Source organism: Nocardiopsis sp. LOL_012, assembly GCF_048060475.1.
Taxonomy (GTDB): Bacteria; Actinomycetota; Actinomycetes; order Streptosporangiales; family Streptosporangiaceae; genus Nocardiopsis.
The window spans coordinates 1-20557 of the sequence record NZ_JBHMIV010000005.1 but is presented as its reverse complement, the minus strand read 5'-3'; the positions used below and the strand labels follow the sequence as shown (position 1 = coordinate 20557).

Here is a 20557-nt window from a genome sequence, read left to right as displayed (position 1 = left end):
ACCGTGCGGGTCACGCGGTGGTGGGCTGGGCGGCGGGCAGCAGCCGGGGCACCGCCCGCACGCAGACCACCATGCCGACCACCTCTACCAGGGTCTGGGTGACCACGGCCACCGCCGCCGTGGCGGCGAGTGCGTCCGGCAGGGCCAGGGCGAGGGGGAGGACGACCAGCGAGTTGCGGGTCGCGCCGGTGAACACGACCGCCCGTCCGGCGGGCATGTCCAGACGGAACAGTCGCGCGACGGCCAGGCCGGCGCCCACCATGACCGCGAGGAAGAGCGCGTAGAACGGCACCACGCGCACCACGCCGGCCGACGTGCCGTCCAGTCCGGGAATCTGGGAGGCGACCACCGCGAACAGGGTCGCCGCCATCAGCGGCACCATCGTCGTGCCTACCGCCTCGGCGGTCCTGAGTCCCGTGCCGCTGCGGGCGGCCCAGGACTGGGTGAGCCAGGCCAGCGCCAGCGGGACGGCGATCAATACCGCGAACGCCTCGACGAAGGGCCCCGCCTCGACCACGTCGGCCAGCTCCGGCCCCATGAACAGCAGGAGGTAGACCGGCAGGAGGGCCATCTGCGCGACGAGCAGCAGGGGCGTGGCCGCGAGCAGGCGTCGACTGCTGCCCCCGGCCAGCCCGCTGAAGGCGATCACATAGTCCACACACGGGCACAGCAGCACCAGGAGGACACCGATCCGCACGGCCTCGTCGTCGGGCAGGAAAGGCAGCATCGCCGCGACCACCAGCGGTACCACCGCGAAATTCACTAGCAGCGCGGCGGCCAGGAACCGGTCCGGTCGCAACGAGCGGACCAGTTCGGCTGCGGGTACCTGGAGGAACGTCACGTACAGCAGGGCGGCGAGCAGCGGGTTGACGGCCCGTCCCAGTACTGGAGCGGTGTTCGGCAGGCTCAGGCCGGCCACCGCTCCCGTGGCCATCGCCCCCGCGTAGACGGCGACCTGGTGGCGTTCCAACCACGCGATCGGACTCTGCGACACATGACTCCTCGATGCCCTGGGACCACGTACGCGACCTTACGTGGCCCCTCGGTGCCGAGGTTTCGCAGGTACGGGTCGCGGAGGTCAGCGGGTCGGGCAGGTGCAGTCCTCGCCGCGGTCCGTGTCGTCGGTGCTCCGGCGGCGCTCCAGCAGAACGGTGTCGCGCCAGGTGCCGCGGTGGCGGGCGATGCGCTCGCGCACACCCACGGTGCGAAAGCCCGCCTGGTGGTGCAGGGAGAGCGCCGCCCGGTTCTCGGGCGGGACCGAGGCCTGGAGGGTCCACAGCCCACCCGTGTCGGCCTCGGTGACCTGTCGGTACAGCAGTGCTTTGCCCACGCCCCTCCCCCGGGCGCCCTCGGCCACCCAGACCGACGTCTCGGCGACCCCGGCGTAGGCGGGGAGACTGGAGACGGGTGCGGCGGCGGTCCAGCCGACCACGCGACCGCCGGTCTCGGCGACCCAGCGGTGACCGGTGAGCCACCCTTCCCCCGAGAGGTCGGGGACACGGGTTTCGAAGGCGGTGTCGCCGGTGGCGAGGCCCTGGGAGTGGATCTCCCGTACCGCGTCCAGGTCCGCGTCGCCCATGGGGCGCGTGGTGACGTCGGGCGGCAGGTCGGTAGGGCAGCAGGGGCGGGTGTTGAGCACGCCCATGACGGCGTCCGCGGCGTGCGGCAGGCCCGTGCAGCAGGCGGGGTTGACCGCCACCCGGGTCGCGGTTCCCGCCCTGGTCAGGGTCACGAACCCCGCGTCCGCGAGTTTGCGCAGGTGGTGGGAGACCGTGGGCTGGCGGATGCCCACGGCCTTCGCGAGCTCTCCGACGCTGATCGAACCGGGGGACGTGGCGATGGCGTGGAGGAGGCGGACGCGCATGGGTTCGGCCAGGCAGGCGAACCAGGAGGCGTAGGTCTCCGCGTCGTCGGAGGTCAGTAGGTCGTCGTCGTGTTCGGAGATCGCACCCATGCCTTCATTATCGACGATGGTCGATGGTTGCATGCATCGATGGCTGTCGATAAAGTCTCCAATGATAGATATTCATCGATGAAAGGGTGTGCCATGTCAGAGGAACGTCCCGTGGTGGTGATCGGCGCGGGTCCCACCGGGCTGGCGGCTGCCGCCGAACTCGTCGAGCGCGGCCTGCCGGTCCTGGTCCTGGAACGCGGTGACCGGGCCGGTGCGGCGGTGACCGGCTGGGGGCACGTGCGCCTGTTCTCCTTCTGGCGCGACCTGGTGGCCCCCGCAGCGGAGAAGCTGCTCTCCGGTACCGGCTGGCGGCGCCCGGACGACGATCGCTACCCGACCGGGCGGGAGTGGGCCGAGGCCTACCTGGCTCCGCTGGCCGAGGCCCTGGGAGAGCGGGTGCGGTTCGGGACGGAGGTGACTGGGGTCAGCCGCCTGGGCCGGGACCGCCTGGTCGACGCCGGACGGGATCGGCAGCCCTTCACCGTGCGGGTGCGCACCGGGCAGGGGGAGGAACGCGTCCTGGCGCGCGCGGTGATCGACGCCTCCGGCACCTGGGGCACACCGAACCCGCTGGGCGCGGACGGCCTGCCCGCCCGGGGCGAGGCGGCCGCTGGGGAGCGCGTCTCCCACAGGATGCCCGACCTGACCGATCCCGGGGTTCGCTCCCGCCACGCGGGCCGCACCACGGCCGTGGTGGGCCGGGGCCATTCGGCTCTGACCGCCCTGGTCGCCCTGGCCGCGCTCGCCGAGGAGGAGCCCGGCACCGAGGCCGTGTGGGTGCTCCGCCGAGGGGAGGTCGGCGACGCCTTCGGCGGCGGCGAGTCCGACCAGCTCGCCGGGCGCGGGGCCCTGGGTCTGCGCGCCAGGGAGGCGGTCGAGGCCGGACACGTGCGGATCGTCACCGGTTTCCGTACCGCCGAGGTCCGCACGGAGCACGGGCGCCTGGTGCTCGTGGACGAGGGCGGGCGGCCGCTGGAACCGGTGGACGCGGTGGTGGCACTGACCGGGTTCCGCCCCGACCTGTCGATGCTGTCCGAGATCCGCCTGGGGCTGGACCCCGCGCTCCAGGCGCCGGTGGGACTGGCTCCGCTCATCGACCCCAACGTGCACTCGTGCGGAACGGTCTACCCCCACGGGGCCAGGGAGCTGGCCCACCCCGAGGAGGGCTTCTACCTTGCCGGGATGAAGTCCTACGGCCGTGCGCCCACGTTCCTGGCCCTGACCGGCTACGAACAGGTGCGCAGTATCGCCGCGCGCATCGCGGGTGACCACGAGGCGGCCGAGCGGGTGGAACTGGTCCTGCCCGAGACCGGGGTGTGCGGCGGATCGGGGATGTTCGACGACGCCGGGGCCGAGGCGGAAAGGGGTTGCTGCTCGACCGGCGACACCCAGGACGTCGCCTCCCCCCTGGCGGTCCGGACCCCGTGAGACCCGGGCGTACGGCTCCGGCCCCCGGCGCCCCCGCCTCCGTACCGGTGGCCGGGGCACGCCGGGGGCTGGTGGCCCTGTGCGTCACCGTGACCACGAGCTACGGCGTGCTCTTCTACGCCTTCCCTGTGCTGGCCCCGGCGATCACCGCCGATACCGGGTGGTCCGTCGCCACGGTCACCGCCCTGTTCTCCGCGGCCCAGGTCCTGGCGGGCCTGGCCGGACCCCTGGTCGGGAAGTGGTTACAGGTCTACGGACCCCGGCCGGTGATGACCTGGGCGGCAGTGCTCGCTGCCCCGGCTGTGGCGTGTCTCGCCCTGGCTCCGAACCTGTGGCTCTTCGCTCTGGCATGGCTCGTGTCCGGTGGGGCGATGGCCGGGCTGTTCTATCCGCAGGCCTTCGCCGCACTGACCCTCTGGTACGGCGCTGAACGGGTGGGAGCGCTGACCGCGTTGACCCTGGCAGCGGGACTGGCGAGTACCGTCTTCGCTCCCCTGGCCGCGGCTCTGGAACAGGTGTGGGGCTGGAGGGCCGCCTACCTGGTTCTGGCGGGAGTACTGGTCGTGGTGGTGCTGCCCTGCCATGCTCTCCTCCTTCCCCGCAGCCGGGGCGAGACGGTCCTCGACGAGCGTGCCGACGCGTCGGGAACGAGGGTGGTGGAGGTTCTCCGCAGCCGGGGCTTTTGGGCACTGACGGCCGCCCTCACCGCAGGTGTACTGACCGTGTTCGCGGTCGTGGTCAGTATCGTCCCTCTTCTGGACGCCCGAGGCCTCGATACCACCACGGCAGCCTGGCTCCTCGGGGCGGGCGGGGTCGGCCAGGTACTGGGACGTCTGGTCTACGCGCCACTGGAACGGAGGCTCGCCGTCGTCTCCCGGACGGTCGTCGTTCTGGGCGCGTGCGCGGCCACGACCCTGTCCCTGGCGCTGGTGCCCGGACCCTGGCCGTTGCTCATGGCAATGGTGATCCTGGCGGGCGTGGCACGCGGTGCGCTCACCCTGCTCCACGCCACCGCGGTCGCCGACCGGTGGGGCACCGGGGACTACGCGGTGATCAGCGGGGTGATGCACACCCCGTTGATGCTGGCGACTGCTCTGGCCCCCTGGGTCGGCGCGGTACTGGCCGGAGCGCTGGGCGGCTATCCGGCGGCGTTCGCCGTCATGGGCGTCCTGGCAGCCGCGGGGGCCGTGGCGGCTCTGCTCAGCCGTCCCGCGCCCTCTCCCCCGGCTGTGTCGTGACCGTGGCCGACGGCGGGGCGGGAGCCGCGGCCCCCTCCCACTGACCGCCGCCCTCGCTGGCCTTCGCCCGGTCCCGCACACACCTGGAGCGGGGCAGGGCCCGTGCGGGAGACAGGTCGCGGGTCCCGCCCCTGGAGGTGTGCCGCTATCCGTTCGGGGTGGTGAACCTCTTGCGCCAGGCCAGTGACACGTACACCAGGCCCACCAGGACCGGGACCTCGATCAGCGGGCCCACGACCCCGGCCAGGGCCTGGCCGGACGTGACGCCGAAGGTGGCCACGGCCACGGCGATGGCGAGTTCGAAGTTGTTGCCCGCCGCGGTGAAGGCCAGGGTGCTGGTGCGCTCGTAACCCATCCCGATCGCCTTGCCGACCGCGAAGGTACCGAACCACATGATCACGAAGTAGGCCAGCAGGGGTACGGCGATACGGACCACGTCCAGCGGCCGACTCGTGATGGTGCCGCCTTGGAGGGCGAACAGCAGCACGATCGTGAACAGCAGTCCGTACAGCGCCCAGGGGCCGATGCGCGGCAGGAACACCGACTCGTACCGGTCCCGGCCCATCCGGCGCTCGCCCAGGACCCGGGTGAGGAAGCCAGCGGCCAGCGGAACGCCGAGGAAGATGACGACGTTGACGGCGATGAACCAGGGGGAGACGTCCAGCCCGCCGGTGTCCAGGCCCAGCCACCCCGGGAGCAGGTCGAGGTAGAACCAGCCCAGGAGCCCGAACGCGAGGACCTGGAAGACGGAGTTGAGCGCGACCAGCACCGCGGCGGCCTCGCGGTCGCCGCACGCCAGGTCGTTCCAGATGATGACCATGGCGATGCAGCGGGCCAGGCCGACGATGATCAGCCCGGTGCGGTACTCGGGCAGGTCGGCCAGGAAGATCCACGCCAGCGCGAACATCACCGCCGGGCCCACCACCCAGTTGACCACCAGGGAGGAGACGAGCAGGCGCCGGTCGCGGGTGACGGTGTCGAGGCGGTCGTAGCGGACCTTGGCCAGGACCGGGTACATCATCACCAGCAGCCCCAGGGCGATGGGCAGGGAGATCCCGCCCACCTCCAGGGTGGCCAGGGCCTCGTCCAGCCCGGGGACGAGGCGGCCCAGTCCCAGGCCGGCGGCCATGGCGAGCAGGATCCACACGGCCAGGAAGCGGTCGAGGGTGGACAGTCTCGCCGCGACCGGCGTACCGGTGGCCGCGGCGGTTTTCTCGGAGCGTGTCATCAGCGGGGTTTCCTGTCCTCGGGGAGCGCGGGGAGAACCCGCCGCGCGTGGTGCCTTACACGGGTCCCGCCGGGGCGGGACCCGGCGGGTTCAGACGGTGACGTCCAACTCGGAGAGCAGCGTGCGGACCCGCTGTTCGATCTCGTCGCGGACCGGGCGCACCGCCGCCACGTCCTTGCCGGCGGGGTCGTCCAGCGTCCACTCCTCGTAGCGCTTTCCCGGGAAGATCGGGCAGGCGTCCCCGCACCCCATGCTCACCACCACGTCGGCGGCGCGCACCACCTCGTCCGTCCACGGCTTGGGGAACTCCGAGGAGATGTCGATGCCCACCTCCTCCATGGCCGCCACGGCCGCCGGGTTGACCTCCTGGCCCGGTTCCGACCCGCCGGACCAGGCGATCGCCCGGTCCCCCGCAAGGTGGCGGAAGAAGCCCAGCGCCATCTGGCTGCGCCCGGCGTTGTGCACGCACAGGAACAGGACCACGGGACGGCCGTCGTTCACCTTGTCCTCCACACGGGCCAGGGCCGTCAGTCGCTGGCGGGCGAACCGTGCGGCCAGCAGCGGCAGGAACTGGGCGACGGTCGCGCCGGGGGCGAACTGGTCGTAGCTGGTGTGCAGGAACCGCTCGATGGTGGCGGCGTTGAAGATCCCCTCGAACTCCTTCTCCAGGTCGCGGGAGGCGATGTTCAGCGCGTGCTGCTGGTCGAAGGTGAACCTGCGAGCCTGCTCGGTCATGGACCCTCCTGAGGGCGGACGGTGGGTGCGAGCCGCTCCACGCGGTCGCGGATCTGGACGAATGCGGTGTCGAAGGCGGCGTCGGTGCCCGCGCGGACCGGGTCGGGTACCGACCAGTGCAGGCGCGAGCGGTGGGGCGGGAGTTCCTCGTGGGCGCTGTCGCAGACCGCCACCACCAGGTCGTCCTCGCGCAGTACGTCCTCGACGCGGGTCGTCCCCCCGGGCCTCAGGGGCAGCCGGTGGCGGCGGGCGGCGGTCAGGGTGCCCTCGTGGATGCGCGGGCCGGGCCGGGTCCCGGCCGAGACGGCGGGCACGGTGCTGCGGCGCTCCCACAGCGCGGCGGCCAGTTGGGAGCGGGCCGTGTTGCGCGTGCAGACGAACACCACGCGGGGCGCGTGCAGCAGCGCGGCGGGGGTCAGAGCGGCGAGCGCCTCGGGCAGCAGGCGGACGTAGACGCGGCGGTGGTCGGCCTCGGAGCGGGCGCGCGTGACGACGCCAGCCCCCTCCAGGACACGCAGGTGGTGGGCGACGAGGTTGGAGCGCATCTCCAGCAGCTCCCCGAGTTCGGAGGGCGAGGCGTCTCCCGTGCACAGGGTGTCGGTGATGGCCAGGCGGGCGGGGTCGGCCAGCGCGCCGTGAAGTCCGGCCCGCTGTTCCAGAGAAAGCTCAGTATTCATTGACTCAATGATCGCTGAGTCTAACTGTCGGCGCAAGGTGGCGCCCCTCACCTTCGCCCGATGTTCATGGAAGGCCGTCCGGCCCCGCACCGGTGCGGGGCCGGACGGCCGACAGCGATGACGGCGACGACACCGCCCACGAGTCCGATCCCTGGACCGGCCCGTGGTCCGGAGGCTCGCGTCAGAGGATCAGGGCACCGGCCGCGCTGGCTCCCAGCACGACCGCCCAGGCGGGTGCACGCCATACCGCCAGCGCCACGAAGGCGACCGAGGCCACCGCCATGGTCGCGTGCGAGACCACGCCTTGGGCGAAGACCGGGTCGTACAGGGCAGCGGCGAGGATGCCCACCACCGCGGCACCCGCCCCGGCCACCGCCTGACGGGCGCGCGGCTGGGTGCGCAGCCGCTCCCAGAACGGCAGCGCGCCGACCACCAGCAGCGCCGACGGAAGGAAGACCGCCCCCAGGGCGATCGCCGCCCCCAGCAGAGGACTGCCCGCGACGGGCATGAGGGCGCCCAGGTAGGCGGAGAAGGTGAACAGCGGCCCGGGAACGGCCTGCGCCGCGCCGTACCCGGCCAGGAACGACTCCTGGTCCACCGCCCCGGTGCCCACCACCTCGGCCTCCAACAGGGGCAGGACCACGTGCCCGCCGCCGAAGACGAGTGAACCGGCGCGATAGAAGCCGTCCACCATCCCCGCGGCCGTGTTACCGGTCAGTGCGGCCAGCACGGGCAGCCCCGCCAACAGGACGGCGAACACCGCCAGGCAGACCACGGCGGTCCGGCGCCCTACGGGCACACCCGATCCGGCCGCTTCGCCGTCCGCCGTGTCCGCCGTGAGCCAGAGCACCCCCGCCAGGGCACCGAGCACGATCGCGGCGACCTGGCTGAAGGCCGAGGGCAGCAGCAGGACCAGGACCAGAGAGGAGACCGCGATCGCGGCGCGGCGGCGCCCCGAGGCCAGGTTCCCGGCCATGCCGACCACGGCGTGGGCGACCACCGCCACAGCCGCCGCCTTCAGACCGAGCAGCCACCCGGACCCGGGTTCGACACCGATGGCCTGCACACCCAGGGCGAAGGCCGTCAGCAGTACGGCCGAGGGCAGGGTGAAGGCCGCCCAGGCCGCGGCCATCCCGGCGTATCCGGCACGGCGCAGGCCTAGGGCCATGCCGACCTGGCTGGAGGCGGGGCCGGGCAGGAACTGGCACAGCGCCACCAGGTCGGCGTAGGCGGCCTCGGTGAGCCATCCGCGACGCACCACGAACGCGTCGCGGAAGTAGCCCAGGTGCGCCACCGGGCCGCCGAACGAGGTCAGCCCCAGCAGCAGGAAGGTCCGGAACACCTCCCCGACCGTCCCGCGTCCGTCGGCCGGTGCCTCCGTGTCCCGGCGGCTCATCCGCGGCCCGCCTCGGACGGGCACGGCGACGGAGCCGTGGTTCGGGGCGGCGAGGGGGGTGCTGTGGGCACGGTCGGTTCCTCCCGGGGATCCTCATACCAGCGCGGTGCCTGTGACGCCGTACGAAGCTATCCGAGTGGTCCGCCGGGGCGCGGCGCGGGACCGGGGAGAAGGAGGGGGCGGCGGGCGCCGACCCGGGGCGCACCCCCACACGCGTGCGCTCCGTGCCGGCGCACACCGTGGCGGGGGCCGCCCCCTCGGGGCGCGTACCCGGCTCGGGCGTGTCCCCGGTGCCCCGGCGCGGCCGATCCACTGTGCGCCCGACCCCGGTGCCGTCGGACCCGTGGGCGCAGGACGCCCGCGCGCAGCGGCCGAACGGATGCGGGCGTGCTCGGGCGCGCGGCGTCCGCACGGCTCTCACCGCCCCGCCCTCGACGGGCGCCGTGCCCGCGCACATGCCGCCGTGCGCGCCTCCGAACCCGAACGCGCACGCGGCCGCCGCACCTCCCCGAGACCGTGTCCGGGCCGGGCGGCAGCCCCTCCCGCGCACCCCGACGGCGGCACCCTGCCGGACCGCGCGGCGAGGGCACCTCCGCCCGGCCCGAGGAGGCCGTCGCGGGTGTGCCCGGCGGGCACACGTCCTGTGGCGCGACCGGGGAGCGCGTGCACCGGCCCCGGGCGCCGGGCACAGTGCCCACAGCGTGTGCGCACGGGGCGGGCGCCCCGGTGCGCGCGCATCCGCCCGCCCTGGATCCGGCGGGTGGGCGCGCCGCCCGTGCCCGTGGGCGGGCGCCGGCCGGGCGCCCGCGGAGCGCGCGCCGCCCGGGCGCACAGGTGCGCGCCCGGTGCCCTCCGCCCTTCCGGTGCGCGCGGGCCCCACCCCTGGGGGAGGGCCCTCCTCCGAAGGTCGCAAACCGGATGCCGCTCCGCGCCCGATGCGCCACCCGAGGGTGGGCGATGACGCTGGGACCACACCCCGAGAAGGAGAGACCGTGATCCCCGCGAAGACCCCACCACCCCCGTCCCGCCCCCGCCGCGCCCCGACCGCACCGGTAGCCGCGGCCGCTGCCCTCGCCCTCCTCTCCGCGGGGTGTGCCGCCCCGGCGGCCGACACCCCCGTTCCGGCGCCCCCCGCACCCGCGGCCGAACTCACCCGGCAGGACGTCGACGCCTGGCTCGACGGCCTGCTGCCCGCCGCGCTCGACGACGCCGGCATCCCCGGCGCCGTCGTCTCCGTCGTCCACGACGGCGAGATCCTCACCGCCCGCGGCTACGGGTACGCCGACACCGGGGCCGACGGCGGCGATCCCGTACCGGTGGACCCGGAGGAGACGCTCTTCCGCGTCGCCTCGGTGTCCAAGCCCGTCACCGCCACCGCAGTGATGGGCCTGGTCCAGGAGGGAGAACTGGATCTGGACGCCGACGTGAACGACTACCTTGACTTCACCCTCCCCGCCGCCTTCGACGAGCCCGTCACCATGCGGCACCTGCTGTCCCACACCCCCGGGTTCGAGGAGCGCCTCCGGGGGATGCTCCTGGCCGAGGGCGTGGAGCCGGACCTGCGGGGCTACCTGGTCGAGGACCCGCCCGAGCGGGTGTACCCGCCGGGCACCGTCCCCGCCTACTCCAACTACGGCTACGCGCTCGCCGGGTACATCGTCGAACGCACCGTCGGGGTCCCCTTCGACCGGTACGTGGAAGAGACCGTGCTCGGCCCCCTCGGCATGGACTCCTCCAGCTTCTCCCAGCCGCTCCCCGGCGACCTGAGCGAACGCGTGGCGAGCGGCTACACCGACGATCGCGGTGCGGCGGGTGGCCCCGAGGGGATGCACGACGCCCCCGCCGGAGCTCTGACCGCATCGGCCCCGGACATGGCCCGCTTCATGCTCGCCCACCTCGGCGAGGGCGGAGAGGGGTTCCCGCTCTCCCCGGAAACCCTCGGCCTCATGCACTCCCCCGCCCTGGACACGGAAACCCTGGGCACCCTCGCCGAGGGGCCGCGGATGGCCCTGGGTTTCTTCGAGGAGGACCGCGGCGGCCACCGCGTCCTGGGGCACGGCGGCGACAGCCTCTACTTCCACTCGGAACTCCAGATCCACCCAGAGCACGGCACCGGGATCTTCGTTTCCCTCAACGGCGGCGGGTACGCCGGGATCGACAGCCTGAACCTGCGCCGGGCCGTCGCCGACGGGTTCGTCGACCGCTACCTGCCGCAGGAGCACACCCCCCGCACCGGAACGGACACGGCGGCCGAGCACGCGGCGGCGGCCGCGGGGACCTACACGTCCTCCCGGACCCCGCACAGCACCTTCCTGTCGGTCATTGGCGCCTTCGGTGCGACGCAGGTGGTGGATCGCGGGGACGGCACCATCCTCCTCGCCCCCGGCCCGGAGACCGGTGCGCCCGCCGTGTACGAGGAGACCGAACCGTGGGTGTGGCGCGAGGTCGGCGGTCAGGGAACGCTCACCATGCGCGTGGACGGCGGCCGGGTGAGCGCCATCGGCACCGGTCCAGCCTCCGCCCTCCTGCCCGCCGCACCCGGGACGGCGCTCGCCCTCCCGGTCCTGGTGTCCAGCGCACTGGTCCTCCTCGTCGCCGCCGTCTCCTGGCCGATCCGTGCGCTGGCCCGCCGCCTCTCGGAGCGGTCTGCCCGCGACCGGACCGCCCGCGACCGGACCGCCCGCACCGTCCGGGTGCTCACCCGGGTCGGCGCGGCCTGTGCCCTGGCCGCACTGCTCGGCTGGGTAGCGGTGATCGTCTCACTCACCGGGTTGCGGGACGTCCCCGCAGCCGTCCTGCGCGTCCTCCAGGTGCTGCAACTGTTCGGAGCCCTCGCGGTTGTCCCCGCGGCCTGGGGGACGGTGGACGGGCTCCGCCGCCGTGCCGGGTGGCGGCGCTGGACCGGGGCGGCGATGATTCTGGTGGCGCTGCTCGGTGTGCTGTGGTTCGCGTGCGCCTTCGGGCTGCTGTCACTGGACGTGTCCTACTGACCGGGACGGTGCGTGAGAAGCGAGGGGACGGGGCGGCGATGACCGACGATCTCATGACGGAACCCGCCTCGCCCCTGCGCGCAGCGGCGGTTCGGGGCGACGCGCTGCTGAACCGTTGGGGGCTGCGCGGACAGGCCTCCCGGGACACCGCCCTGGCGGTGGCCGTGGCCGTGTTCTCGACCGGGACGCTCTGGAGCCTGCTGGTCTCTATGGAGGCCCTGGAGGGGATCGGTCTCCCGGTGGGTACGGGGCTCGGCCTCACGGCGGTGGTGTGCGTCCAGTCACTGGTGTTGTGCGCGCGCCGACGTTACCCGGTCGCGTGCCTGTGTGCCGCCACCGCCCTCCAGGTCCTGACGGTGGCCCTGCTCCCTCCCGAGGTCGGACTCCAGGGCCCCGCCCTGGTGGTCGCCGCCTACACGTGCGGCACTCTGCTCGCCCCCGGGCGGCTCGCCGTCGCCGTCACCGTCGTGACCCTGCTGCACTGGGCCGCCGGAAGCCTGGTCGCAGGCGTCTGGGCACCCGCGATGCCGCCGCTGCCGTTCTCGGTGGCCCCGGCCACGGCGTCCGCGGGGCTGTTGCTCTCCGGGGTCGCCGTGTTCGCGGTTCCGGCGCTGGTCGGCGCCTATGTACGGACGCAGCGCAGCTACGCCGACCTGCGGCGGCTGCGTGCGGCCGAGGCGATGAGAGCCCAACGGGAGCGCGTCGAGGCGGCGGTCCGCGCCGAGCGCACTCGGATGGCGCGTGAACTCCACGACATCGCCGCCCACCACCTGTCCGGCATGGTCGTCCAAGCGGGGGCCGCCGAACGGCTGGTTGGGCGTGACGACGGGGCCGCGCGGGAAGCGATGTCGTGGGTACGCGCCCAGGGCAGGCAGACCCTGGAGAACCTGCGTCTGGCAGTGGGCGCCCTGCGCGAACCCGGGGAGGAGGAGGGCCTGCACCACCGGGGCGAACCGGGCGCCCGCGGCGCCCCCGTTCCGGGGCTGTCCTCCCTGGACCGGTTGGTGACGGCCGAGCGGGGCCTGGGGGCCGACATCGAACTCGTCCGCGAGGGCGAGCCGCGCCCCCTGCCTCCGGTCGCCGACGTCACCGCCTACCGGGTGGTCCAGGAGTCGTTGTCCAACGCCCGCGACCACGCGCCTGGGGCCGGGGTCCGACTCCTGGTCCGCTACGGGCCGGGGCGGGTGGCCCTGGAGATCGGGAATGGTCCCGGTCAGCCGGGAACGGCTGAGCGCGGGCACCGAGGGCTGGGCCTGGTGGGCATGCGCGAACGCTCACAGCTCGTCGGGGCGACGCTGGAGGCCGGACCCACCGGCGACGGCGGCTGGCAGGTGCGGTGGGAGGTAGCGGTGGAGCGGGAGGAGACAGCGTGATCAGGGTGCTGCTGGTGGATGACCAGTCCATCGTCCGGGCGGGCTTTCGCGTCATCCTCGACCTGGCCGAGGGTATCGAGGTGGTCGGCGAGTGCAGCGACGGGCCCGCCGCCGTGGAAGCCGCGCTCCGCCTCAAACCGGACGTTGTTTGCATGGACGTGCGCATGCCCGGCGGAGACGGGCTCTCCGCAACCCGGGAGATCCTCGACCGGTCCGCCGGAGCGCCCCCCGAGATCCTCGTCATCACCACGTTCGACCTGGACGAGTACGTCTTCGGGGCGCTGGAGGCGGGCGCCGCAGGGTTCGTACTCAAGGACACCGAACCCGACGACCTGGTCGACGCTGTCCGCCGCCTCGCCCGCGGGCAGGGGCTGGTGGACGGGGCCGTGACGCGCCGGGTGATGGCCGAGTTCGCCCGGCGCCGCCCGCCGGACGGTGCGGACTCCGCCGCTTCGGACCTGCTCACCGCACGGGAGGCCGACATCGTTCGCCTGCTCGCCCGCGGCATGTCGAATGCGGAGATCGCCCGGACGCTGTTCGTCGAGACCAGCACGGTCAAGTCCCACCTGGGGCGGGTCATGGCCAAGGCCGGTACCCGCGACCGCCTCCAGACGGTCGTGTGGGCCTACCGCACCGGCCTCGCCCGCCCCTGACCGGTCAGGAGACCGTCCACCAGGGCCCGGAGCCCGTCCAGGTAGGTGTCCTGGGCGGTCAGGTCCGGCCACTGGTCCGCCACCTGGGCCAGCCGGGGCAGTTCTCCGGGGTCGAGTCCGGCGAAGCCCCTGTCCCCGTGGAACGGCCGCCCCCCGTCCGAGCGCCGCCGGGCCGCCTGGACCATGACCTCTCCGACGGTGTAGTACCAGATCGCCCGGTAGCCGTGCACCGCGCGTTCGGGGGTGAGCCCGGACTCCGCCAGACCGTCCACGATCTGTTCGACGAACCACAGCGCCGACGTGGACGTCAGGTCGTCGGCGCTGAGCACCTCCGCGATCCAGGGATGGGTGGAGAGCACATCGTGGAGAACCGAAGCGGCGACGACCACCCGGTCGCGCGGGTGGTCCGGCAGCGGTGCGGGGCGATGCAGCGACCGTTCGGCGTGGTCCTCCAGAAGGAGGAGCAGGAGTTCCTCCTTGTCCCGTACATGGTGGTAGAGCGCCATCGGCGTGCTGTCGACCTCTCGGGCCAACCGCCGCATCGTCAGTCGCGCCATGCCTTCCTCGGACATGATCCGGCGGGCCGCGGTGATGATCTCCCCACGTGAGATACGGGCGGTTCGGCCGCGGGCCCCGCGCACTGTGGACGGGTTCGGCATACCTCCATCATCTCCTACGTGTTGACCGGGGAGGACGCCCTCCCGCCCTTTCCCGGCCTGGAGAGGAAACCGGGGCGCCGTCCCGGCGCCGCGGGTGTTTCACGTGAAACGACGGACGTGCGGGTGAAGGGCCGCCGCGGCCCTACTTCGACAGCGCCAGGACCTCGGCCCGCGGGAGTTCCTTCAGGGACGCCCCCGGCACCAGCAGTTTGGAGCGCCGGAGCCCGCTCCCCACCACCACGTGCGGGGTGTCGACGACCGACGCGTCGACGAGCACGGGCCACTCCCCGGGCAGGCCGAACGGCGTGATGCCCCCCTGCTCCATGTCCGTCATACCGGTGGCCTCGTCCATCGGGGCGAACGAGATCTTGCGCGCCCCCAGGTGGCGGCGGACCACCCCGTTGACGTCCGCGCGCCGGGTCGCCAGCACCACGCACGCCGCGTAGGACACCTCTCCCCCGCGCTTGGCGGCCAGCACCACGCAGTTGGCGCTCGTCTCCAAGGGCATTCCATAGCGTTCGCAGAACGCCGCGGTGTCGGCCAGCTCCGGGTCGATTCCGGCCACCCGGGCCCGTGCCTCCAGCCCCCGCAACCCCTCGCGCACAGGATCGGCCAGCAGGTCGGGGCGGTCGGTCAGGGGCGTCCAGTCGATACGGGCAGGCACGGTGCGCTCCTCAGGGTCGCCGGTCACGGTCCGGCACCATGATGGCGCACCCTGCCCCGGTCAGGCCCCGCCGGCGGTTCGGCCGTGCCTCCGCACGATCGACAGCGCCAGCTCGGCCAGGCCCTCGGCCCGGTAGCCCGGCCACCCGTGCACGGCGGAGACGTACCCCTCGGGGATCGCGCCGACCCCCCACCGGGCACCGAGCAGTGCACCCGCGATCGCCGCCACGGTGTCGGTGTCATGGCCGGCCCGGACGGCGGCGTGCAGCGACGGAGTGAACCCGTGTGGTTCGCGGACGACCGCCGACCACGCGGCTTGGAGCGCGCGGACGACGAACCCGTTGTCGCCGAAGGCGTGCGGCGGCCGCGCCTCGGCCTCGTCCAGCCACGCCGACCACGCAGCCCGTGCGTCCCCGGGCAGTAGGTCCAGACCGGCGCGCACCCCGGACAGGTCGCCGTGGACGACCGCGCGGCGCACGCCCTCGCACCACAGGACACAGGCCTGCCCGGCCAGCGGGTCGCCGTGGGTGAGGCGGCTGTACCGGTCGGCCGCCTCGGCGAGCCCCGCCGGATCGTGCAGATAGGCCAGCGCGAGCGGGCCCGTGCGCATCAGGGAGCCGTTTCCCGCGCTCGGCGTCCCGGAGGCGAACATCTCCGCCGCGGCGCCCTCCATCACCTCCGCGACCCGCTCACCGCCCCGGGCCGCCCCGGCGGCGCCCAGGACCCGCGCGGTCTGGTTGCCGATATCGGTGGCCCCCTCGCTTCGCCAGGTGAGGAAGGCGTCCGCGGCCCTGTTGAGTGCCGCCGCGGAGAGGGGCGCGTCGTGGTCACGCAGTGTCTCGGCGATGCACACCGCCATCTGGGTGTCGTCGGAGTACTCGCCCGGCGCGTAGGGGCCGAGCCCGCCGCCGATCATCTCCGGGATCCGCTTCTCGGGCAGCGGGGGGCCGAACTCGTAGGGCACGCCGAGGGCGTCGCCGCACGCGGCGCCCAGGAGGGCGCCCGCCGCGCGGTCGTCGACCGTACCGGGGGGAGGGAACACGGTGGGGCCTCTCACATTCGGTGGGGCAGGTGGCAGTGGGCCGTCGGCGCGGCCGGGCACGGGGTGCCACGCGCCGCGTCCGAACCTCAGAAGGTCTCCTCGCAGCGGGCCAGACGGCCGAAGTGCGCGACCGTGGCGCCGAGCGCGAAGTGTGCCGCCTGGTGCTCGGTCATCGGCACCACCCCGGCGGGGGTCTGCACCCGGAAGGGGAAGTCGTCCTCGGGGCGGATACGGAAATCGTCGATCACACCCTGGGAGAGCAGCATGGTCAAAGCTTCCCGGACCTGCCCACTGCGGTTGTCCGAAGCCCAGATCGACATGGGATCACGGTAACGCACACGGACCGGACCCCACGGGTTTTCCGGAAACTTCGCCACATCGCCGCCGCCGTCGCACCGTTCGACCACGCCCATCTCACAGGTTGAACTTCATGGGCTGCTCGCTTGGCTCGGGCATGCCGCCCTCGGGTTCCAAGGAGACCCCCACCTGCACGGGCGAACCCATGTCGTGCGCCATCCCCGAGTACCGCCCGTCCGAGGACAGCGAGAGCATCCCCGCCGAGCGCATCCCGTCCTCATCGACGTACCACATCTGGTACTGCATTCCCGGCGGGGCGTCGGGCAGGCCCTCCGCGACCAGCATGAGCGTGTCCATCTCGTAGGAGGTGAAGACCGTCGCCCGCGCCTCCTCCCCCAGGAGCCCCTCGTGCATGTGCGTGTCCGGGGCCGCCAGCAGCGCCTCGACCTCGGCGCTGTGTGCGGACATCTGGTCCATGCTCCGCTCGAACGACACCAGGGTGCCCCCGAGCACCACGGCCACCAGTGCGCACGCCGCGGCCACCAGCCATGGCAACCTGTGGCGCCACCAGCGCGCAGGACCCGCCACGACGGTCCCGGGGTCCCCTCCCCCCTCCACCTCGGCGGACGGAGAGCCGGAAACCTCCGCGCCGGTGGAGCCCGGAGCCCGCTGGGGCGGGAACTGCCGGGTCCCCGCCGCGGTGTCGCGGATCCGCGACCACAGGCCCTCGGGAGGGGGCGCGGCCTCCGCGTACGCCAACCGGACCAGCGTCTCCCGGAACTCCCCCAGGTCCCTCCGGCAGTCCTCGCAGCCGGGCAGGTGCCGCTCCACCGCGGCCCGCTCCTCCGGCTCCAGGGCGTCCACGGCGTACCCGGCGATCAGGCCGTGCGCGTCGATGTCGTTCATGCGGTCACCCCCAAGCAGTCGCGGAGCCTGATCAGGCCGTCCCGCAGGCGTCCCTTCACCGTGGTCAGCGGAACCTTGAGGAGGGCAGCGGCCTCGGCCTGCGTGTAACCGGTGTAGTAGGTCAGCCGGACCGCGTCCTTCTGAAGCGCGGTCAGCCGGTGCAGGCAGCGGCGCACCTTCTCGCGTTCGAGGCTGTTCTCCACGACCTGCTCGACCCCGTCGGTGGGGGTCGACTCCGGCTCCAGGCGTCCCGCCGCGGCCTCCCGTTCGGTCGCCGACGCCTCCGAGCGCACCCGGTCGACGGCCCTGCGGTGGGCGATCATCAGCACCCACGAACGGGCACTCCCCCGGGAGGGGTCGAAGCGGGAGCAGTTCCGCCAGACCTCCAGGAACACCTCCTGGGTGACCTCCTCCGACTGGGCCTCGTCGAGCAGGACCCTGCGTACCACCCCGAACACGGGCCCGCCGAGCTCCCGGTAGACATGCTCGAACGCGGTGAGGTCGCCGACCGCGGTCCGGCGGAGAAGGGAGCCCAGACCGTCCTCCGGGGGCCTGGGCCGGGGGCCGGGCCCCCAGGCGTGATCGGTTCCGATGTCCCTCACCCGTTCCACGTCCACCGTCCTCCCGCGTGTCCTACCCGTCATTCGAGGCAGGGCGGCGCGGGGCGACGTTCCGGTCGAGGCATGTTTACCAGTTCGTGATGGCGGTGCGGGTCGCCTCCGGCCGCTCGGCACCGAACACAGGGCATGTTCGACACCATCCGCACCTGGGTTCCGGGAGCGATCACCGGACTGGTCGCCACCGGCGCCGCGCTCGCGGCCGCCGAAGTCGCTGGTGCCCTGCTGTCCCGTCCCTCGTCGACCCCGCTCCTGGCGGTCGGGGACGCCGTCGTCGATCTGACCCCGCAGCCGGTGAAGCAGTTCGCGGTGGACACGTTCGGCACGGCGGACAAGATCGCCCTGTTCGTTGGCATGGGGGTGATCCTGGCGGTCGCCGCCGCTCTGCTGGGCGTCGCGGCCGTCAACAGACGCTGGATCGGCTTCGCCGGACTGGGGGTGTTCGCGGGCGTGGGGGTGCTCGCCGCACTGACCCGTCCGGACGCCGGTCCCCTCGACGGCCTGCCGACGCTCGTCGGCGCGGCGGTCTGTGCCGGTGTCCTCGTCCTGCTCATCGGTGTGATCGCCAGGGGGCGCGGTGGCGGGGCCGGAGACGCCCCGGCCGAAGGCGGCCCCGCCGAAGACGGGCCGGAGCGGAAGGATCAGCCGCAGGGCTTCGACCGGAGGAGGTTCGCCCTGCTCGCCGGGGCGGCGGTCGCGGCCTCGGCCGGAGCCGGGGCCACGGCCAGGTTCCTGGCCGCGTCCACCGCCGGAGGGCGGCTCACCCCGGCCGATGTCACCCTGCCGCGTCCCGCCTTTCCGGCCGACGCGGTTCCGGACGGCGCCGACCTGGAACTCGCCGGACTGGACCCGTTCTTCACTCCGAACGACGAGTTCTACCGGATCGACACCGCACTGACCATCCCGCGCGTGGACGCCTCCACCTGGTCGCTGCGCATCCACGGCCTGGGCGCGAAGGAACGGGTGTACACGTTTGCCGACCTGCTCGACCGTGACGACCTGGTCGAACGCGACATCACCCTGGCCTGCGTCTCCAATCCGGTCGGGGGGTCGTACGTGGGGAACGCGCGGTGGATCGGTGTTCCGCTGAGAACCCTCCTGGAGGAGGCCGGGGTACGCCCGCCAGGGGAGGGAGGGCCGGCGGACCAGCTCGTGTCGCGTTCCGACGACGGCATGACCATCGGCACGCCGGTAGCGGACGTGATGGACGGGCGGGACGCGCTCATCGCCATCGGCATGAATGGCCGTCCGCTCCCCTACAAGCACGGGTTTCCCGCCCGGATGGTGGTTCCCGGCCTCTACGGCTACGTGTCGGCGTGCAAGTGGATCGTCGACCTCGAACTGACCACCTTCGACGCCTTCGACGCCTACTGGGTGCCGCGCGGCTGGTCGGCACGGGGGCCGATCAAGACGCAGTCCCGTATCGACACTCCGAGGGCCACCCATTCCGAGGCGCCCGGGACGGTCGTGGTCGCGGGTGTGGCCTGGGCGCAGCACACCGGGATCGACCGGGTGGAGGTCCGGATCGACGATGGCGACTGGCGCGAGGCCGTACTCGCGGACGAGGACACGGCCGACACCTGGCGCCAGTGGTCCTACGAGTGGGCCGGTGCCGAGGCCGGACAGCACCGGATCTCGGTACGCGCCACCGATCGGGACGGGCGGACACAGACCGAGGAGCGGGCCCCCGTGGCACCGGACGGTGCCACCGGCCACCACACGATCCAGGTCACCGTCGAGTGACCTGCTCCCGACCCTCCGCCGCGAGAACGGGAAAGAGGTGAACGGCGGAAGAAGACCAGCGGTCGGGAAGTCGAGACCACCAGGGATCGACAAAGCGAGAAGACAGGATGTCGGCGAGCACACAAGGGGATCGTGTGATCACATTTCGTGTGCCCGTCGGGACGGAGAAGGAAGTAGAAACATGACCACTGCCCTGCCCAACACCCTCCGCCGCCTCCTCATGGCCGGAGCCATCACCGCCACCGCGGCCCTCACCCTCGCCGCCTGCAACGACGAGCCGGTCGACGACCCTGTGGTCGAGAGCGAGGAGATGGACGAGGACATGGAGATGGAAGAGGACTCCATGGACGAGGGCGACGAGGAGATGATGGAGGACGGCGGCGACTCCATGGGCGAGGACATGGAGATGGAAGAGGACTCCATGGACGACGAAGGCATGGAGGAGGACATGGAGGACGACTCCATGGACGACGAAGGCATGGAGGAGGACATGGAGGACGACTCCATGGATGAGGAGAACTAACGCGCTCTCCGCTCGTGTGTGGATCGCGGTGTAGAGCACCGTAGCGCTTTGACGTGCCCGTATCGGGGGTTCTCGGTGCGGGCACGCTTGGTTTTCGGAACCGTTGGCCCTCTTGTGAGGCACGACACAGAGAGTTCGATTTGCTGTCATCCCCGAGTGGGTGTAACGTCTTCCAAGTCGCTTCCGGGTACGGCCTCAGGCCGGAACACGGAGCGGCGGATCCTCGCCGAGCGAGACGAACGCGGATTCTCTGCGGGCGTGCCGGCGTTTCCTCCCCTCCCGGTGTCACTGGTCCGAGCACGCGCTCGCGTCCGGTACGGTCAGGGGGTCGCTGAATACGGGACGCAAATGCGGGTCCGTTGAAAGCACAAAGCCTTACGGGAGTCTCCACTCCGTTCGGGTGTTGCGTACGAACCGCCGGGTTTGGCGGGAACA

Annotated in this window: 19 protein-coding genes; 7 read left to right on the top strand and 12 right to left on the bottom strand. The window is 72.8% G+C overall.

Translation table 11 applies throughout. The features are described from left to right. Window positions 1–10: 10 nt before the first annotated feature. A complete protein-coding gene (locus tag ACFHWE_RS04570) occupies window positions 11–994 on the bottom strand; it encodes an arsenic resistance protein (protein ID WP_416599330.1) in 984 nt (327 codons plus the stop codon). A gap of 84 nt (window positions 995–1078) precedes the next feature. After that, on the bottom strand, window positions 1079–1954 hold the full coding sequence (locus ACFHWE_RS04565; protein WP_416599467.1) for a helix-turn-helix domain-containing GNAT family N-acetyltransferase: 876 nt from the start codon (window positions 1952–1954) through the stop codon (window positions 1079–1081). 93 nt (window positions 1955–2047) lie between these two features. Between ACFHWE_RS04565 and ACFHWE_RS04560 the strand changes: the two genes are divergently transcribed. Both ACFHWE_RS04560 and ACFHWE_RS04555 read left to right on the top strand, forming a co-directional pair. Next, window positions 2048–3382, top strand: coding sequence for an FAD-dependent oxidoreductase (locus tag ACFHWE_RS04560; RefSeq protein ID WP_416599329.1), 1335 nt, complete (start codon window positions 2048–2050; stop codon window positions 3380–3382). Beyond that, complete coding sequence (locus ACFHWE_RS04555) at window positions 3379–4620, top strand: MFS transporter (RefSeq protein ID WP_416599328.1); 1242 nt, start codon at window positions 3379–3381, stop codon at window positions 4618–4620. The genes ACFHWE_RS04560 and ACFHWE_RS04555 overlap by 4 nt, the downstream gene beginning before the upstream one ends. A 145-nt stretch (window positions 4621–4765) precedes the next feature. On the opposite strand, the gene arsB is transcribed toward ACFHWE_RS04555, so the two are convergent. The 4 genes from arsB to chrA form a co-directional block, all read right to left on the bottom strand. Next, window positions 4766–5848 carry an ACR3 family arsenite efflux transporter gene (arsB, locus tag ACFHWE_RS04550; RefSeq protein ID WP_416599327.1) on the bottom strand — a complete coding sequence of 361 codons (1083 nt, stop codon included), beginning with the start codon at window positions 5846–5848 and terminating at the stop codon, window positions 4766–4768. A gap of 90 nt (window positions 5849–5938) precedes the next feature. After that, complete coding sequence (locus ACFHWE_RS04545; RefSeq protein ID WP_416599326.1) at window positions 5939–6583, bottom strand: arsenate reductase ArsC; 645 nt, start codon at window positions 6581–6583, stop codon at window positions 5939–5941. Further along, the gene (locus tag ACFHWE_RS04540; protein WP_416599325.1) at window positions 6580–7260 is read right to left on the bottom strand and encodes an ArsR family transcriptional regulator; all 681 of its coding nucleotides are present in this window, start codon (window positions 7258–7260) and stop codon (window positions 6580–6582) included. Before ACFHWE_RS04540 ends, ACFHWE_RS04545 begins: the two co-directional genes overlap by 4 nt. 181 nt (window positions 7261–7441) lie before the next feature. Continuing rightward, a complete protein-coding gene (gene chrA, locus ACFHWE_RS04535) occupies window positions 7442–8656 on the bottom strand; it encodes a chromate efflux transporter (RefSeq protein WP_416599324.1) in 1215 nt (404 codons plus the stop codon). A gap of 992 nt (window positions 8657–9648) precedes the next feature. On the opposite strand from chrA, the gene ACFHWE_RS04530 reads away from it, so the two are divergent. From ACFHWE_RS04530 to ACFHWE_RS04520, 3 genes are read left to right on the top strand one after another with little or no spacing between them, the layout of a single operon-like run. Beyond that, entirely contained in the window at window positions 9649–11646 is a 1998-nt protein-coding gene (locus ACFHWE_RS04530) for a serine hydrolase domain-containing protein (RefSeq protein ID WP_416599323.1), read from the top strand. A 38-nt stretch (window positions 11647–11684) separates the two neighbouring features. Continuing rightward, entirely contained in the window at window positions 11685–13019 is a 1335-nt protein-coding gene (locus ACFHWE_RS04525; RefSeq protein WP_416599322.1) for a sensor histidine kinase, read from the top strand. Further along, window positions 13016–13672 (top strand): response regulator, encoded by a 657-nt coding sequence (locus tag ACFHWE_RS04520; protein WP_416599321.1) that lies wholly within the window; start codon window positions 13016–13018, stop codon window positions 13670–13672. The genes ACFHWE_RS04525 and ACFHWE_RS04520 overlap by 4 nt, the downstream gene beginning before the upstream one ends. Here the strand turns inward: ACFHWE_RS04520 and ACFHWE_RS04515 are convergent. The 6 genes from ACFHWE_RS04515 to sigK form a co-directional block, all read right to left on the bottom strand. After that, on the bottom strand, window positions 13645–14331 hold the full coding sequence (locus tag ACFHWE_RS04515; RefSeq protein WP_416599320.1) for a TetR/AcrR family transcriptional regulator: 687 nt from the start codon (window positions 14329–14331) through the stop codon (window positions 13645–13647). The two genes, ACFHWE_RS04520 and ACFHWE_RS04515, sit on opposite strands and share 28 nt — an antisense overlap. Before the next feature lie 142 nt (window positions 14332–14473). Further along, complete coding sequence (locus ACFHWE_RS04510) at window positions 14474–14995, bottom strand: YbaK/EbsC family protein (protein ID WP_416599466.1); 522 nt, start codon at window positions 14993–14995, stop codon at window positions 14474–14476. 60 nt (window positions 14996–15055) lie between these two features. After that, on the bottom strand, window positions 15056–16036 hold the full coding sequence (locus ACFHWE_RS04505) for an ADP-ribosylglycohydrolase family protein (protein ID WP_416599319.1): 981 nt from the start codon (window positions 16034–16036) through the stop codon (window positions 15056–15058). Between the two features lie 86 nt (window positions 16037–16122). Next, complete coding sequence (locus ACFHWE_RS04500; protein WP_416599318.1) at window positions 16123–16356, bottom strand: hypothetical protein; 234 nt, start codon at window positions 16354–16356, stop codon at window positions 16123–16125. 94 nt (window positions 16357–16450) lie between these two features. Then, on the bottom strand, window positions 16451–17239 hold the full coding sequence (locus tag ACFHWE_RS04495; protein WP_416599317.1) for an anti-sigma factor domain-containing protein: 789 nt from the start codon (window positions 17237–17239) through the stop codon (window positions 16451–16453). Then, window positions 17236–17883 (bottom strand): ECF RNA polymerase sigma factor SigK, encoded by a 648-nt coding sequence (gene sigK, locus ACFHWE_RS04490; RefSeq protein ID WP_416599316.1) that lies wholly within the window; start codon window positions 17881–17883, stop codon window positions 17236–17238. The genes ACFHWE_RS04495 and sigK overlap by 4 nt, the downstream gene beginning before the upstream one ends. Before the next feature lie 102 nt (window positions 17884–17985). Here sigK and ACFHWE_RS04485 point away from each other — a divergent pair, with 102 nt between their 5' ends. After that, on the top strand, window positions 17986–19599 hold the full coding sequence (locus ACFHWE_RS04485) for a molybdopterin-dependent oxidoreductase (RefSeq protein WP_416599315.1): 1614 nt from the start codon (window positions 17986–17988) through the stop codon (window positions 19597–19599). Window positions 19600–19780: 181 nt separating this feature from the next. After that, entirely contained in the window at window positions 19781–20122 is a 342-nt protein-coding gene (locus ACFHWE_RS04480; protein ID WP_416599314.1) for a hypothetical protein, read from the top strand. Window positions 20123–20557 lie beyond the last annotated feature (435 nt).